General features: G+C 69.9%; 15 protein-coding genes. 13 read left to right on the top strand and 2 right to left on the bottom strand.

The genetic code is table 11. The features are described 5' to 3' along the window. Window positions 1-7 precede the first annotated feature (7 nt). Window positions 8-1,519: an anthranilate synthase component I gene (trpE, locus tag J2851_RS04320; protein WP_209764460.1), complete on the top strand. Its 1,512-nt coding sequence runs from the start codon at window positions 8-10 to the stop codon at window positions 1,517-1,519. A gap of 115 nt (window positions 1,520-1,634) precedes the next feature. Continuing rightward, the gene (locus J2851_RS04315) at window positions 1,635-2,450 is read left to right on the top strand and encodes a hypothetical protein (protein WP_209764455.1); all 816 of its coding nucleotides are present in this window, start codon (window positions 1,635-1,637) and stop codon (window positions 2,448-2,450) included. A gap of 22 nt (window positions 2,451-2,472) precedes the next feature. Here J2851_RS04315 and J2851_RS04310 read toward each other — a convergent pair whose 3' ends face one another. Next, complete coding sequence (locus J2851_RS04310) at window positions 2,473-3,627, bottom strand: divergent polysaccharide deacetylase family protein (RefSeq protein WP_209764453.1); 1,155 nt, start codon at window positions 3,625-3,627, stop codon at window positions 2,473-2,475. Window positions 3,628-3,745: 118 nt separating this feature from the next. Here J2851_RS04310 and J2851_RS04305 point away from each other — a divergent pair, with 118 nt between their 5' ends. From J2851_RS04305 to lexA, 8 genes are all read left to right on the top strand, one after another. Further along, window positions 3,746-4,192 carry an STY0301 family protein gene (locus J2851_RS04305; RefSeq protein ID WP_209764451.1) on the top strand — a complete coding sequence of 149 codons (447 nt, stop codon included), beginning with the start codon at window positions 3,746-3,748 and terminating at the stop codon, window positions 4,190-4,192. Window positions 4,193-4,302: 110 nt separating this feature from the next. Continuing rightward, a complete protein-coding gene (locus J2851_RS04300) occupies window positions 4,303-4,896 on the top strand; it encodes an anthranilate synthase component II (protein WP_209764449.1) in 594 nt (197 codons plus the stop codon). Further along, window positions 4,893-5,957, top strand: a complete 1,065-nt coding sequence (trpD, locus tag J2851_RS04295; protein ID WP_209764446.1) for an anthranilate phosphoribosyltransferase — start codon at window positions 4,893-4,895, stop codon at window positions 5,955-5,957. The genes J2851_RS04300 and trpD overlap by 4 nt, the downstream gene beginning before the upstream one ends. Next, on the top strand, window positions 5,954-6,742 hold the full coding sequence (gene trpC, locus J2851_RS04290; protein ID WP_209764444.1) for an indole-3-glycerol phosphate synthase TrpC: 789 nt from the start codon (window positions 5,954-5,956) through the stop codon (window positions 6,740-6,742). Before trpD ends, trpC begins: the two co-directional genes overlap by 4 nt. Before the next feature lie 17 nt (window positions 6,743-6,759). Next, window positions 6,760-7,239: a GNAT family N-acetyltransferase gene (locus J2851_RS04285; RefSeq protein WP_307418876.1), complete on the top strand. Its 480-nt coding sequence runs from the start codon at window positions 6,760-6,762 to the stop codon at window positions 7,237-7,239. Next, the gene (moaC, locus tag J2851_RS04280) at window positions 7,236-7,715 is read left to right on the top strand and encodes a cyclic pyranopterin monophosphate synthase MoaC (RefSeq protein WP_209764442.1); all 480 of its coding nucleotides are present in this window, start codon (window positions 7,236-7,238) and stop codon (window positions 7,713-7,715) included. The genes J2851_RS04285 and moaC overlap by 4 nt, the downstream gene beginning before the upstream one ends. After that, a complete protein-coding gene (locus J2851_RS04275; RefSeq protein WP_211114220.1) occupies window positions 7,697-8,947 on the top strand; it encodes a molybdopterin molybdotransferase MoeA in 1,251 nt (416 codons plus the stop codon). The genes moaC and J2851_RS04275 overlap by 19 nt, the downstream gene beginning before the upstream one ends. Window positions 8,948-9,074: 127 nt before the next feature. After that, a complete protein-coding gene (gene lexA, locus J2851_RS04270; RefSeq protein ID WP_209764440.1) occupies window positions 9,075-9,773 on the top strand; it encodes a transcriptional repressor LexA in 699 nt (232 codons plus the stop codon). 9 nt (window positions 9,774-9,782) lie between these two features. Here lexA and J2851_RS04265 read toward each other — a convergent pair whose 3' ends face one another. Then, a complete protein-coding gene (locus tag J2851_RS04265) occupies window positions 9,783-11,927 on the bottom strand; it encodes a ComEC/Rec2 family competence protein (protein ID WP_307418879.1) in 2,145 nt (714 codons plus the stop codon). Between the two features lie 110 nt (window positions 11,928-12,037). On the opposite strand from J2851_RS04265, the gene gltX reads away from it, so the two are divergent. The 3 genes from gltX (at window position 12,038) to J2851_RS04250 (ending at window position 15,057) form a co-directional block, all read left to right on the top strand. Continuing rightward, on the top strand, window positions 12,038-13,450 hold the full coding sequence (gene gltX / locus J2851_RS04260) for a glutamate--tRNA ligase (RefSeq protein ID WP_209764438.1): 1,413 nt from the start codon (window positions 12,038-12,040) through the stop codon (window positions 13,448-13,450). Between the two features lie 94 nt (window positions 13,451-13,544). Next, entirely contained in the window at window positions 13,545-14,858 is a 1,314-nt protein-coding gene (gene gltA / locus J2851_RS04255; protein ID WP_209764436.1) for a citrate synthase, read from the top strand. Further along, entirely contained in the window at window positions 14,851-15,057 is a 207-nt protein-coding gene (locus J2851_RS04250) for a hypothetical protein (RefSeq protein ID WP_209764434.1), read from the top strand. Before gltA ends, J2851_RS04250 begins: the two co-directional genes overlap by 8 nt. Window positions 15,058-15,163: the final 106 nt, after the last annotated feature.

Here is a 15,163-nt window from a genome sequence, read left to right as displayed (position 1 = left end):
CCGTGCCGTGAAGGTTCAGCCGGAATTCACCGCGTTCGACAGCGTCTATTCGGCCGGCAAGCCGCAGGTCGTCTGGACCACACTGGTGAGCGACCTGGAAACGCCCGTCTCCGCCTACATGAAGCTGGCCGACGGGCGTCCCTTCGGCTTCCTTCTGGAATCGGCGGAGCGCGGGGCGGGATCCCGCCGCGACCGCTACTCGGTCATCGGCTTCAAGCCGGACCTCGTCTGGCGCTGCCGGCGCAACCAGGCGGAGGTCAACCGCCACGCCCTGCACGACCGCGACGCCTACGAGCCGGTGGACGCCGCCCCGCTGGAGTCGCTGCGCGCGCTGATCGGGGAAAGCCGGATCGACCTGCCGGACGAGCTGCCGCCGATGGCGGCCGGCCTGTTCGGCTACCTGACCTACGACATGGTCCGGCTGATGGAACGGCTGCCGGACGACAACCCGGACGAGCTGGGCATTCCCGACGCCATCCTGACCCGGCCGAGCATCGTCGCCATCTTCGACAGCCACACCGATTCGGTCACGCTGGTCACCTCGGTCTGGCCGAAGCCGGGCCTGGACGCCCGCGCCGCCTATGGCGACGCGCGGGAGCGGCTGATGGACGCGGTCGCCGACCTGGAGCGCCCCCTTCCCTACCGGCGGGAACCGCGCACCAAGGACGGGCTGCCGCTCGCCTGGACCTCCAACACGACGCGCGAGGAGTATCACGCGATCGTGGAGCGGGCGAAGGAGTACATCCGCGCCGGCGACATCTTCCAGGTCGTGCCGTCACAGCGCATCCGCTTCCCCTTCAAGCCGTCGCCGCTGGCGCTGTACCGCACGCTGCGCCGCCTGAACCCGTCGCCCTTCCTGTTCCACTGCGACTTCGGGGAGCTGTCCATCGTCGGCTCCAGCCCGGAGATCCTGGTGCGCGTGCGCGACGGCAAGGTGACCATCCGCCCGATCGCCGGCACCCGCAAGCGCGGCGCCACCACGGCGGAGGACCAGGCCCTTGCCGAGGATCTGCTGAGCGATCCGAAGGAGCTTGCCGAGCACCTGATGCTGCTCGACTTGGGGCGCAACGACGTGGGCCGCGTCGCCAAGGTGGGCACCGTCAAGGTGACGCAGAAGATGATCGTGGAGCTGTACAGCCACGTCATGCACATCGTCTCCAACGTCGAGGGCGAGTTGGACCCGAAGCACGACGCGCTCGACGCGCTGGTCGCCGGCTTCCCGGCCGGCACGGTGTCCGGCGCGCCGAAGGTCCGCGCCATGGAGATCATCGACGAGCTGGAGAAGGCCCGCCGCGGCGTCTACGCCGGCTGCGTGGGCTATTTCGGCGCGTCCGGCGCCATGGACACCTGCATCGCGCTGCGCACGGCCGTGCTGAAGGACGGCATGATGTATGTCCAGGCCGGCGGCGGCGTGGTCGCCGACAGCGACCCGGAGGCCGAGTACCAGGAGACCGTCAACAAGTCGATGGCCCTGATCCGCGCCGCGGAGGAAACCGTGCGCGAGACCTCGGCGCGGTAAGCTCGGCTTTATTCTTTCACCACAGAGACACGGAGACACAGAGAATTGTCCCTCTGTGTCTCCGTGTCTCTGTGGTGAATCCTCCTCCCCCTCGACACTCACCAGCCGATAAGCGATGCCTCTCGATTCGGTTCTGCTGCCGCTGCTCATCAAGGTCGCGGCGGCGGCCCTCGTGGTCGTCATCGCCTCCATCGCGTCCGAGAAGGCCGGACCGTTCTTCGGCGGGGTGATCTCCAGCCTGCCCGTCTCGACCGGGCCGGCCTACGTGCTTCTCGCGATGGAGCACGACGACGGGTTCATCGCCGGCAGCGCCCTGTCCAGCCTCGTCACCAACGGGGCGATGATCCTGTACCTCGTGTCGCTGGTGCGCATCGCCCCGCGCTGCGGCATGGCGGCGACGGTGCTGATCAGTTCGGCGCTGTGGATCGCGGTTGCCATAGCACTTCGGTCGGCGGCCGACTGGGCGCTGCCTGGGGCGATCCTCCTGAACCTTGCCTGCTACGCGCTGGCCTACGGACTCGCGCGGGCGCACCGCGAAGGGGCCGCTCCGCCGAGCAAGGCCGGGCCGCGCTGGTACGACATTCCCGCGCGCGCGGCCTTGGTCGGCGTTCTGGTCGCGACGGTGACATCGCTCAGCCACGTGATCGGGCCGACCGCGACGGGCATCGCCGCGATTTATCCCATCGCGCTGACCAGCCTGACCGTGATCCTGCACCAGCGGATGGGCGGCGGCACCGTGGCCGCGGCGATGCGCAGCGCCCTGCTGACCAACCCGGGCCTCGCGCTCGCCCTGCTGACCGCGCACCTGATGGCTGGGCCGTTCGGCCGGGCGGTGGCGCTAACCGCCGCGCTGCTGGTGTCGCTGGCCTGGGCGGGCGGCCTGCTGGTCTGGCGGGCGCGGCGGATGCGCCGGGCGGTTCAGGCGGGCTGACCGCCGACATCAAAGCCGGCGGTCACCCGCCGGCGTGATGGGCGCGCACGACGGCGCTGACCGGGACCAGGACGAAGCCACGCTTCTGCACCTCCGGCAGCCAGGACGCCAGGGCCTCGATTGTCGCATCGTGCGGATGGCCGATGGCGATGGCGTAGCCCTGGTGCCGGGCGACCTGCTCCGTCTTCGCCAACTGGGCGCGGACCGCGGGCACGGTCATCTCGTTGTCCAGGAACACGTCGCGGCCGGCGTAGGGCATGCGCAGCTCCTGCGCGATGGACAGGCCGGCGCTCTTCGCCGTGGTCCGGCTGTCCAGCCAGAGCAGGCCACGCTTGGCGATCTCCGGCAGCACCAGCGCCATGGACGCGTGGTCGGCGGTGAAGCGGCTGCCCATGTGGTTGTTGACGCCGACGAACCCGTCGTAGCTGTCCATCGCGGCCTTGGCCCGCCGCAGGATTTCCGCCTTGCCCAGCGAGACGAGCAGCGCGTCCGGCCCCGGATCGGCATGGCCGCTGGGCTCCATGGGAAGGTGGAGCAGCAGCTCGTGGCCGGCGGCGCGCGCGGCCCGCGCCTGCGCCGACAGGTCGTGGGCGTAGGGCAGCCACGCCAGCGTCAGCGGCGCCGGAAGTGCTGCGGCCCGGTTGGAGCGCTTCCGGTCAACGCCCATGTCGTCGATGACGATGGCGATGGCCGGCTTGTCCGACGACGGGTGCGACGGCACGGCGTTCCGCTTCCAGGCCGGCGTGCCGGGCGGCGGCTGCACCGGCGCGATCGGCGGGGGCAGCATCGCCACCTCGGGCTTCTGCGGTGGGAGCGGCGCCGGCTTGGCCGTCTGCACCGCTGGCTCTTCGGAGGATTCGTTCGGCTCAGTCTCGGTGACCACCTGCGGGGGTTCGGCCACCGTGGGGGGTGGCGGCACGATCGCCGGGGTGGGCGGAACCGGCTTGGGCACGGGCGGCGGGGCCACGGCCGGAGTCGGCGCGGGCTTCGGCGCCTCGGCGACGGTGCGCGGCGCTTCCGGCGCATCGCGCCCGATCAGGAACTTCGCGCCCAATCCGACGACGAAGACGACCGCGACGGCCGCCAGCGCCAGGACTATGGGGTTCGCGGATGTCGTGTTTGCCGATGGCGTCCGGGCCGCGGCTTTGCGGGGCTTGCGCGGCGTTTTGCTGGCCATGGGAAGCTGTCTCTCGAACCCTTATTCGTTGGTGCGCAGGGTGGCACCGCCGGCAGACACCTGCAACAGCCGAGCGGGCTGGAGACGCCCGCCGCCTGGGACTATGCTGTGACCCGCCATGCGACCGATCCTGCTCTCCACTCTCCTGGCCCTGTGCGCGTCCCACGCCGTTGCGGCGGAGGTCCGCTGCCCGGCAAACCTCACCGTGCAGGCCCAGCCCGACGCCCCCGGTGGCTGGTCGCCCTACCCGGCCAAGGACAGCCACGCCTTCGCCGGAGTCTCCCTCGTGGAAGGCGACCGCGCGAAGGAGATGGCCTCGCCCGCTCCCGCGACGCTGGCCCCGGACCGCAACCTCCGCCGCGGCCGGTCGGAGACTCAGCAATGGGACTTCATCGGCCCGCGGCGGGACAACGTCTTCCTCCTCTGCCGCTACACCGGGACCCAGGCGACCATCGCGCTGGACCTGCCGCGCGAGGTGCGCCGCTGCCAGTTCACCTTCGAGATCGACGCGCGCGGCGCCATGGTCGACAGCCCGCGCACCGCGCCGCAGTTTCTCTGCCGCTGATGGGTCCGTCGGGGCTGGAAATCCACGGCTTCAGCGGCTAGGGTACGACGCTTGGAACAAGGCCGGAACGTTGATCCGGACCGCGAGGCCGGAAGGATCTGGGGCGCCCGATGCTGCTGCTCATCGACAATTACGACAGCTTTACCTACAACCTCGTCCATTACCTGGGCGAGCTGGGCGCCGACATCGACGTCCGCCGCAACGACAGCCTGACGGTTGGGGAAGCCTTGTCGCTCCGCCCCGACGGCATCGTCCTGTCGCCCGGCCCCTGCGACCCGGACAAGGCCGGCATCTGCCTTCCCCTGATCGACGCGGCGGCCAAGGCCGGCGTGCCGCTGATGGGCGTGTGCCTGGGCCACCAAGCCATCGGCCAAGCCTTCGGCGGCAAGGTCGTGCGCGCGCCGGTGCCGATGCACGGCAAGGTGGACCGCATGATCCACGGCGGGCGCGGCGTGCTGCGGGGCCTGCCCTCCCCGTTCCGGGCCACCCGCTACCATTCCCTGATCGTCGAGCGTTCCTCGCTGCCCTCCTGCCTGGAGGTGACCGGCGAGACCGAGGACGGGCTGATCATGGCGCTGTCCCACAAGGAACTGCCGATCCACGGCGTGCAGTTCCACCCGGAAAGCATCGAGAGCGAGCACGGCCACACCATCCTCAAGAACTTCCTCGACACCACCCGCCGCCCGCTGGAGACCGCCGCATGAGCACGCCCGCCGCCAACCACCCGTCGGGCGACCTGAACGACATGAAGGCGATCATCGCCAAAGTCGCAGGCGGCAACGCGCTGACCGAGGCGGAGGCGTCGCTCGCCTTCGACATCATCATGTCCGGCAACGCCACCCCGTCGCAGATGGGCGCCTTCCTGATGGCGCTGCGCGTGCGCGGAGAGACGGTGGACGAGATCACCGGCGCCGCCCGTGTCATGCGGTCCAAGGCCATCCCGGTGGAGGCGCCGGAGGGGACCATCGACACCTGCGGCACCGGCGGCGACGGGGCCGGCACCTACAACATCTCCACCGCCGCGGCCATCGTGATCGCCGCCTGCGGCGTGCCGGTCGCCAAGCACGGCAACCGCGCCATGTCGTCGAAGTCCGGCGCAGCGGACGTGCTGGGCGCGCTGGGCGTCAACCTGGACTGCGACCTGGGGCTGGTGCGCAAGGCCCTGTGGGACGCGCGCATCGGCTTCCTGATGGCGCCGCGCCACCACTTGGCCATGCGCAACGTCGGCCCGACCCGCGTCGAGCTTGGCACCCGCACCATCTTCAACCTGCTGGGCCCGCTGTCCAACCCGGCCAGCGCCAAGCGGCAGCTGCTGGGCGTCTACGCCAAGCAATGGGTGGAGCCGCTGGCCCACGTGCTGAAGCGGTTGGGGTCGGAAGCGGCCTGGGTCGTCCACGGCTCCGACGGGCTGGACGAGATCACCACCACCGGCCCGACCACCGTCGCGCAGCTGAAGGACGGCGCGATCACGGTGTTCGAGATCGAGCCGGAGCAGGCCGGCATCTTCCGCTCCAGCCCGGAGCTGCTGAAGGGCGGCGACGCGTACGAGAACGCGGAAGCGATCCGCGCCCTGTTCGACGGCGCGCAAGGGGCCTACCGCGACATCGTCCTGCTGAACGCCGCCGCGGCGCTGTATGTCGCCGGCAAGGCGGGCGACCTGAAGGAGGGCGTGGAGCAGGCCCGCCACGCCATCGACGGCGGCGGGGCGCGCACGGTCCTTCAGCATCTCGTGTCCATCTCCAACGAGCCGGTGCCCGCGTCATGAGCGACGTCCTGACCAAGATCTGCGACGACAAGCGCGCGCTGGTCGCCTCCCGCAAGGCCGCCCGCCCCCTGTCGGACGTGGAGGTAGCCGCCCGCGACGCCGGCCCGACCCGCGGCTTCATCCGAGCGCTGCGCAATGCCGTTGAGGCCGGTCGCTACGGCCTGATCGCCGAGATCAAGAAGGCCAGCCCGTCCAAGGGGCTGATCCGCGCCGACTTCGACCCGCCGACCCTGGCGCGCGCCTACCGCGAGGGCGGCGCCACCTGCCTGTCGGTGCTGACCGACGAGCCCTATTTCCAGGGCCGCGACGAGTATCTGGTGGCGGCCCGCGCCGCGGTGGACCTGCCGGCACTGCGCAAGGACTTCATGGTCGACCCGTACCAGATCGCGGAGTCCCGCGCGCTGGGCGCCGACTGCATCCTGATCATCATGGCGGCGCTGAGCGATGCCCAGGCGGCGGAGATCGAGGACGCGGCCATATCCTGGGGCCTGGACGTGCTGGTCGAGGTGCACAACCGGGAGGAGCTGGACCGCGCGCTGGCGCTGAAGACCCCGCTGCTGGGCGTGAACAACCGGAACCTCAAGACGCTGGCGGTGGACATCGCGACGACGGTGGAGTTGGCGCGCCACGTCCCGGCCGACCGCATGCTGGTGGCGGAGAGCGGGCTCTACAGCCCAGCGGACTTGTCACGCATGGCCGCGGTGGGCGCGCGCTGCTTCCTGGTCGGCGAATCGCTGATGCGCCAGGACGACGTGACGGCTGCCACCCGCGCCCTGCTCGCCTGAGACGGGAATCCTCGACCGTGACCAGCGCCACCGTGACCAGCCCCGACGTCATCATCACGCGGGAAAGCCCGCGCCAGGACGAGGTGGTCCGCCTGATCGGGGATCTCGACGCCTATCTCGGCGCCCTGTACCCGGCGGAGAGCAATGACCTGCTGGACATCGACTCGCTCGACCAGCCCGACATGCGCTTCTTCGTGGCCAGCCGCGGTGGCGCCGTGGTCGGCTGCGGCGCCCTGCGCATCGACGCGGAGGGCTATGGCGAGGTGAAGCGCATGTACGTCGACCCGGCCGCGCGCGGCGGCCGGATCGGGCGCAGGCTGATGGACCGGATCGCGGAGCAGGCCCGTGCCGAGGGGCTGGCTCTCCTCCGGCTGGAAACCGGCATCCACCAGGCGGAAGCGCTGGCGCTCTACCGGAAACTCGGCTTCGCGGACCGTGGCCCTTTCGGCGGCTACGGCCCGGATCCGCTCAGCGTCTTCATGGAGAAACGGGCATGACCGGCTTCACCCATTTCGATTCCGAGGGGCGCGCCGTGATGGTCGACGTCTCCGACAAGGCGGAGACGGAGCGCACGGCGACCGCCCGCGGCTCCGTCCTCATGCAGCCGGAGACACTGGCGCTGATCATGCAGGGCGGCGTGAAGAAGGGCGACGTGCTGTCGGTCGCTCGGCTGGCCGGCATCATGGGGGCCAAGCGCACGCCGGACCTGATCCCGCTGTGCCATCCGCTGGCCCTGACCTCCGTCAAGGTCGACCTGTCCTGCGACCCCGACCGCAACGCGGTGGACATCACCGCCACCTGCAAGCTGAAGGGCCAGACGGGCGTGGAGATGGAGGCGCTGACCGCCGTGTCGGTCGCGGCCCTGACCGTCTACGACATGTGCAAGGCGGTGGACCGCGGCATGACCATCACCGACGTGCGGCTGGTCCACAAGGCCGGCGGCAAGAGCGGGGAATGGGGGGCGTCGGCGTGATCTCGGTCGCGGAGGCCCGCGCCCGGATCCTCGCCGCCTTCTCGCCCCTGCCGGCGGAGACGGTGGCGCTGCCGGACGCGCTCGGCCGCGTGCTCGCCGAGCCGGTCGTCGCCCGCCTGACGCAGCCGCCCTTCGCGGCGTCCTCCATGGACGGCTGGGCCGTCCGCGCCGCCGACATCGCCCAGGCTGACGCGGAGCACCCCGTCGCTTTGCGGCGGGTCGGCGAGGCCGCCGCCGGTCACGCCTTCGGCGGGACGGTCGGGCCGGGCGAGGCCGTGCGCATCTTCACCGGGGCGCCCCTGCCCGACGGGGCCGACGCCGTGGTGATGCAGGAGGATTGCGAGCCGGACGGCGACCGCGTCCGCATCGGCCGCGCCGTTCAGCCCGGCCGCTTCGTGCGCCCGGCGGGGCTCGACTTCTCCGCCGGGGACGAGCTGCTGCCCAAGGGTCGCCTGGTCACGGCCCGCGACGTGGCGCTGGCCGCCTGCGCCAACGTGCCCTGGCTGCGCGTGCACCGGCGCCCGCGCGTCGCGGTGCTCGCCACCGGGGACGAGATCGCGTTGCCCGGCGAGCCGCTGGGGCCGAGCCAGATCGTCAGCTCCAACGCGCTGGGGCTCTGCGCGCTCGTCGCGACCCAAGGCGGCGTCGCGCACAATCTGGGCGTCGCCAAGGACGATCCCGAAAGCCTCGCAGCCATGGCCGCGGGGGCCGCCGGCTGCGACCTGCTGGTGACGACCGGCGGCGCGTCGCAGGGCGAGCATGACCATGTCCGGGACGTGCTGGGCGGGCTGGAGTTGGACTTCTACACCATCGCCATGAAGCCCGGTAAGGCGATGATGTTCGGCAGGGCCAAGTCCGGGGCCGGGGCCGTGCCGCTGCTGGGCCTGCCCGGCAATGCGGTGTCCACGGGTGTGGCCGCGATCCTGTTCCTGCGGCCGATCCTGCGGGTGCTTCAAGGACTCGCACCCGATGGTCCTGGGTTTTCCCAGACGGCCAAGCTGGGGGCTGCGCTGCGAGCGAACGATTCGCGCGAGGATTACTTGCGCGGGACTGTGACGGCGGATGCCGACGGCACCCTGGTCGCCACCCCCTTCGCCCGGCAGGACAACGCGATGATGTCGCGGCTGGCCAAGGCCGACTGCCTGATCGTCCGCCCGCCCAACGCTCCGCCCGCGCAGGCCGGCGACCCGGTGACGATCATCACGCTCTCGGGCGGCGTACTCACTTTGTAAGAGCAGCCAAAGAATTGTGCCGGACCTCGTCCCGCGGGGCTTGACGGTGCCCAAGAACCAAACTAGAACATAATGGAACGTTTTGCTTTTGTTCCATATCTAGTGCGGCACCGGCCGGGAGGCACAAATGCTCACGCGCAAGCAGCACGAATTGCTGCTTTTCATTCACGAGCGGCTCGGACAGGGCGGTGTGTCCCCCTCCTTCGACGAGATGAAGGACGCGCTCGGCCTGAAGTCCAAGTCGGGCATCCACCGCCTGATCACGGGGCTTGAGGAGCGCGGCTTCATCCGCCGCCTTCCCCACCGCGCCCGTGCGCTGGAGGTCCTGCGCCTGCCCGAAGGGCTGGAGGCCGCCCGCGCCCGTCCGCCGCGGGCCAAGTTCCAGCCCAACGTCATCAAGGGCGACTTCGCCTTCGCCGGCCGGGAAGCCAACCCGGCGTCGGAGACGGTGCAGCTTCCCCTGTACGGACGGATCGCCGCCGGCACGCCGATCGAGGCGCTGCGCGACAATTCGGCCTTCGTGGACATCCCGGCCGCCATGCTGGGCATGGGCGACCACTACGCGCTGGAGGTCGCCGGCGACTCCATGGTCGAGGCGGGCATCCTCGACCACGACACGGTGATCATCCAGCGTTGCGACGGTGCGGACAACGGGTCCATCGTCGTCGCCCTGGTGGACGACGCCGAGGTGACGCTGAAGCGGCTGCGCCGCAAGGGCAACACCGTCGCGCTGGAGCCCGCCAACGCCGCCTACGAGACCCGCATCTTCGGCGCCGACCGCGTGCGGGTGCAGGGTAAGCTCGTCGGGCTCGTCCGCAAGTACTGAGGACGCGCTTCAGCGCGTTCTCGTCCACGGCCGGTCGCCGCGTACGTCCCGCACGCTTTCCACGCGCACTCCCGACCGCGAGACGTACAGCGCCTGCGCCCCTTCCCGGCGCAGGCGCCACCGGTCGATCACCAGGGGCGCCCGGCAACCCCGCGCGGGCGTCGCGGTGATGACCACGTCGGCGAGGACGCAGTCCTCGACCAGGGCGTCCGGGGCGCGCAGCAAGGCGATTGTCCGGCCATCGACCGCGTAGACACAGCCCAAGACGTCGCAGCGCATGCGGCCGTCGAGGGTCACACCGGCGTCCGGCCACACGCCCGGGGCCTCAATGTGCCCGTCCCGCCGCTGCCACGTTTCCGCGACATGCCCCTCGGTCTTTCCGGAGAGGATGAGGTGGCCGTCAGTCCCCCGGACGGCCATGACCGCACCATCCCCTGACACCAGCACGTCGGGCCGGTGTGCGAACAAGGGCGTCGCCATGCCCCACAGGATCGGCAGAAGACCCAGCAGCCGCCACCGCCCGGTCCAGATCAGCAGCCACAGCCCGCCCAGGGAGACCGCCACGATCCCCGCCGTCGGCATGGCCGGAATGAACGCCGTGGCTCCCGGCAGGCCGGCGGTGAACTCCGCGGTCCAGATGACCAGCCGATCCCCCCAATTCATGGCGATCAGCGCCGGTTCCTCCAGGCCGAAGGGCATCAACAGATAGACGAGCAGGCTGCACGGCATCACCCAGACCGAGGTGACCGGAATGGCCACCATGTTCGACAGGACGCCGTAGAAGGCGACCTGCTGGAAGTGGAACAGCGAATAGGGCGTGGTCGCCAGCGTGGCGACGACGCTGGTGAAGGCGATGGTCCCGAGGTCGAGCAGGCGCCCTCCCACCCAGCCCAGCGCCTGCCGCCAGCGTGCCAGGGTCGGGTTGATGGCCTCGAAAGCCGCGATCAGCGCCGCCACCGCCGCGAAGGACATCTGGAAGCTGGGCCCGAGCATTCCCTCCGGCTCCATCACGATGGTGACGATCGCGGCGAAGGCGACCAGCCGCATGCTGATCGGCGACCGGTCCAGGATCACGGCCGCCATGATCAAGCCGGTGGACAGGACCGACCGCACCGTCGGAACCGGCGCCCCGACCAGCATCGTGTAGGCCAGCGCGGAGACGATGCCGAAGGCCGCGGCGATCTTCTTGATCGGCCAGCGCAGCGCGATCCAGGGCACCAGCGCCAGCAGCGCGCGGACCACCCAGAACACTATCCCCGCGGCGATGCCCACATGCAGGCCGGAGATCGACAGAAGATGCGCAAGGCCGCTGTTGCGGAAGGCGTCCATCATCGGCTCGGGAATCGCCACCTCCTCCCCGTTCAGCAGGGCGGCGGTGACGCTGGCCTCCACAGGGTCGGGGATGGCACGCTGCACCCGCTCGGCGATCACCGCCCGCGCTCGGTCGAAGGCCACCGACACCGCGTCCCAGCCGGACACCGGCGGCGCGTCCACCACCTCCGGCGTGCCGAGGACGAACCCGACGGCGCCGAAGCCCTGGAAGAAGGCCCGGCGCTGGAAATCGAAGGCGCCGGGCTCGGCGGGCGGGGCCGGCGGGTGCAGCATCGCCCGCACGCGAATCACCGTGCCCGCCTCCGGCGGCTTGAACTTCGCCGGAAGCCGCAGCCGCACGCGGCCCGGAGTCGCCTCTGGCTTCAACCTGTCGATGGTCAACCCGCCCAGGATCATCCGTGCGCCGGCCGGCTGCCGTTCGACCGACAGCACCCGCCCGGTGACCGTGGTAGGCCCGAGGTCCCGCGTCAGGATGGGCGCGGCCACCAGGGCGGTCCGGGTCTGAGCCACCGCGAATCCCAGCGCGACGGCCAACAGCGCGACCACCGTCACCACCGCACCGAGGCGCCGCCGCAGCGCCCACAAAAGCAGGATCGCGCCACCGGCCACGCCCGGCCCCAGCCACAGGGGAGGCTCCAACGGCAGCGCAAAATAGAGGGCCACGCCACCGCCGACTCCGACGGGGCTCCAGAGCGCCCAGCGCTCCCGCTCCGCCGCCAGCCGGCCGACCAGCCACGCGAAGGAGCGCACAAACAGCCCGGGGCGCTCCCCGATCGCGTCGGGGGCCGTCCCATCCTCCTCCAACAGGCTGTCCGTCGCCACCCCGCCGCCCATACTGTCGCCTATGCGCGCATGGCAAATGCCCGCGACGCGCTTAATGTGTTACACCACCGCACCACTGTAGCAGCGCTGAACCCGGAATTGAGCCACCGATGACCGTCGTCACCCGCTTCGCCCCGTCGCCCACCGGTTTTCTCCATATCGGCGGCGCCCGCACCGCGCTGTTCAACTGGCTGTACGCCCGACACACCGGCGGGAAGTACCTGCTGCGCATCGAGGACACCGACCGGCAACGCTCGACGGACGCCGCGGTGGACGCGATTCTGGACGGGCTGACCTGGCTCGGCCTGGATTGGGACGGCGAGGCCGTCAGCCAGTTCGCCCGCAAGGACCGCCACGCCGAGGTCGCCCGCCAGATGCTGGAGTCGGGCAACGCCTACCACTGCTACGCCAGCCCGGAAGAGCTGGAGGAAATGCGCGCCGCGCAGAAGGCCGCCGGCCTGCCGGTCCGCTACGACGGCCGCTGGCGCGACCGCGACCCGTCGGAGGCCCCCGCCGGCGTGAAGCCGGTGATCCGGCTGAAGGCGCCGCAGACCGGCGAAACGGTGCTGAAGGACCATGTCCAGGGCGAGGTGCGCGTGCAGAACGCGCAGCTGGACGACCTGATCCTGCTGCGCGCCGACGGCACGCCGACCTACCTGCTGGCGGTGGTGGTGGACGACCATGACATGGGCGTGACCCACGTCATCCGCGGCGACGACCACCTGACCAACACCTTCCGCCAGATCCAGATCTACAACGCCATGGGCTGGGATCTGCCGGAGTTCGGCCACATCCCGCTGATCCACGGGCCGGACGGCGCCAAGCTGTCGAAGCGCCACGGCGCGCTGGGCGTGGACGCCTATCGCGATATGGGCTACCTGCCGGAAGCGGTGCGCAACTACCTGCTGCGGCTCGGCTGGGCGCACGGCGACGACGAGATCATCTCGACCGAGCAGGCGGTGGAGTGGTTCAACCTGGAGGGCATCGGCCGTTCCCCCTCCCGCTTCGACTTCGCAAAGCTGGAGAACCTGAACGCGCACTACATGCGCCAGGCGGACGACGACCGGCTCGTCGGCCTGATCGCCCCGCGGCTGGAGGCCGACCTCGGCCGCTCGCTGACCGACTCCGACCGCGACATTTTGAAGCGGGCGATGAACGGCCTGAAGCAGCGCGCCCGCACCATCGTGGATCTGGCGCAGAGCGCCCGCTTCTATCTGGCCACGCGGCCCCTGCCCATGGACGACAAGGCCGCGGCCCTGCTGGACGACAAGGGCCGGGCCGTCCTGGCCGATCTGGCCGCCCTGTTCGGGGCGGAAGCGGACTTCACGGCGGCCGCGCTGGAGGCGCAAGTCCGGCGATTCGCCGAGGAACGCGGCGAGAAGCTGGGCAAAATCGCCCAGCCGCTGCGCGCCGCGCTGACCGGCACGACCGTCTCGCCGCCGATCTTCGAGGTCGCGGAAATTCTCGGCCGGGACGAGACGCTGGCGCGGATGAGCGATGCCGCAGGTGCAGCACGAGGATAACTTCCGTGCGTTGATATCCTTACGGCATGGAACTATGCTGCGCCGATTCGAAAAGGGCGTTAAGCCCCAACCCTAAAATTAAGGACGTGCCGAGATGACCCAAACCGCGGACAAGGCCGAAACCTTCACCCTTACCGACAACCGGACTGGCAAGCAGGTCACCCTGCCCGTGCTCAAGGGAAGCACCGGTCCGGACGTGATCGACATCCGCAAGCTGTACGCCGAGACGGGTTGTTTTACCTACGATCCGGGTTTCACTTCGACGGGCAGCTGCGAATCGCAGATCACCTACATCGACGGTGACGAGGGTGTCCTGCTGCACCGCGGGTACGCCATCGACGATCTGGCCGAGCACGCGACCTTCCCGGAGGTGTGCTACCTCCTCCTGAACAACCACCTCCCGAACGCCGCCGAGAAGGAGGAGTTCGAGAGCATCCTGCGCCGCCACTCGATGGTGCACGAGCAGCTGACCCGCTTCTACAGCGGCTTCCGCCGTGACGCCCACCCGATGGCCGTCCTGTGCGGCGTCGTCGGCGCCCTGTCGGCCTTCTACCACGACTCGACGGACATCGAGGATCCGGTGCAGCGCAAGATCGCCGCGCACCGCCTGATCGCGAAGATCCCGACGATCGCCGCGATGGCCTACAAGTACTCGGTCGGCCAGCCCTTCATGTACCCGCGCAACGACCTGTCGTATGCGGAGAACTTCCTGTACATGACCTTCGGCACGCCCTGCGAGCCGTTCAAGGTCAACCCGGTCCTGTCCAAGGCCATGGACAAGATCTTCATCCTGCACGCCGACCACGAGCAGAACGCCTCGACCTCGACCGTCCGTCTGGCCGGTTCGTCGGGCGCCAACCCGTTTGCCTGCATCGCCGCCGGCATCGCCTCGCTGTGGGGTCCGGCCCACGGCGGCGCCAACGAGGCCGTGCTGAAGATGCTGGAGGAGATCGGCTCGGTCGATCGCATTCCGGAGATCGTCCGCCGCGCCAAGGACAAGAACGACAACTTCCGCCTGATGGGCTTCGGCCACCGGGTCTACAAGAACTACGACCCGCGCGCCCAGGTCATGCGCAAGACCTGCCACGAAGTGCTCTCCGAGCTGGGCATCAAGGACGAGCCGCTCCTTGACATCGCGATGGAGCTGGAGAAGATCGCCCTGTCGGACGAGTACTTCATCGAGAAGAAGCTGTACCCGAACGTCGACTTCTACTCGGGCATCATCCTGAAGGCGATGGGCTTCCCGACCAGCATGTTCACCGTGCTGTTCGCCGTGGCCCGCACGGTCGGCTGGATCTCCCAGTGGAAGGAAATGATCGAGGACCCGGTCCAGAAGATCGGCCGTCCGCGTCAGCTCTACACCGGCGAGACCAAGCGGTCGTTCGTGCCGCTGGCCGAGCGTGGCTAACCGGCCAACAGCACACATCGGAACGGGCGGCTCCGACGGGGCCGCCCGCAGCCCGGCTGCGTACATCGTTCCGGCACGGCGGGCCCGCCTGGGCCTGCCGGTCGCCAACGACAACAAGCCGCCCTTCTCGCGGCGGCTGCGTCGTTTGTTGGTCTATGCCGTGCTCTTCGCGATGATCGCCGCGGTGGTGCTGGTCTGATACGCCTCTGATCTGGAAGATCATGCATGCGGTTCCAGTGCCGCCACACATTCCTATTATCCCACAGGACCGAATAACCCAGCCCAATCAAGCCCATAATTTTCCG

Origin of the sequence: Azospirillum rugosum (assembly GCF_017876155.1) — a bacterium.
In the GTDB taxonomy this organism is placed as follows: domain Bacteria; phylum Pseudomonadota; class Alphaproteobacteria; order Azospirillales; family Azospirillaceae; genus Azospirillum; species Azospirillum rugosum.
Note: the sequence above shows the minus strand (reverse complement) of the source record. Positions and strands in the feature narration are given on the sequence as shown.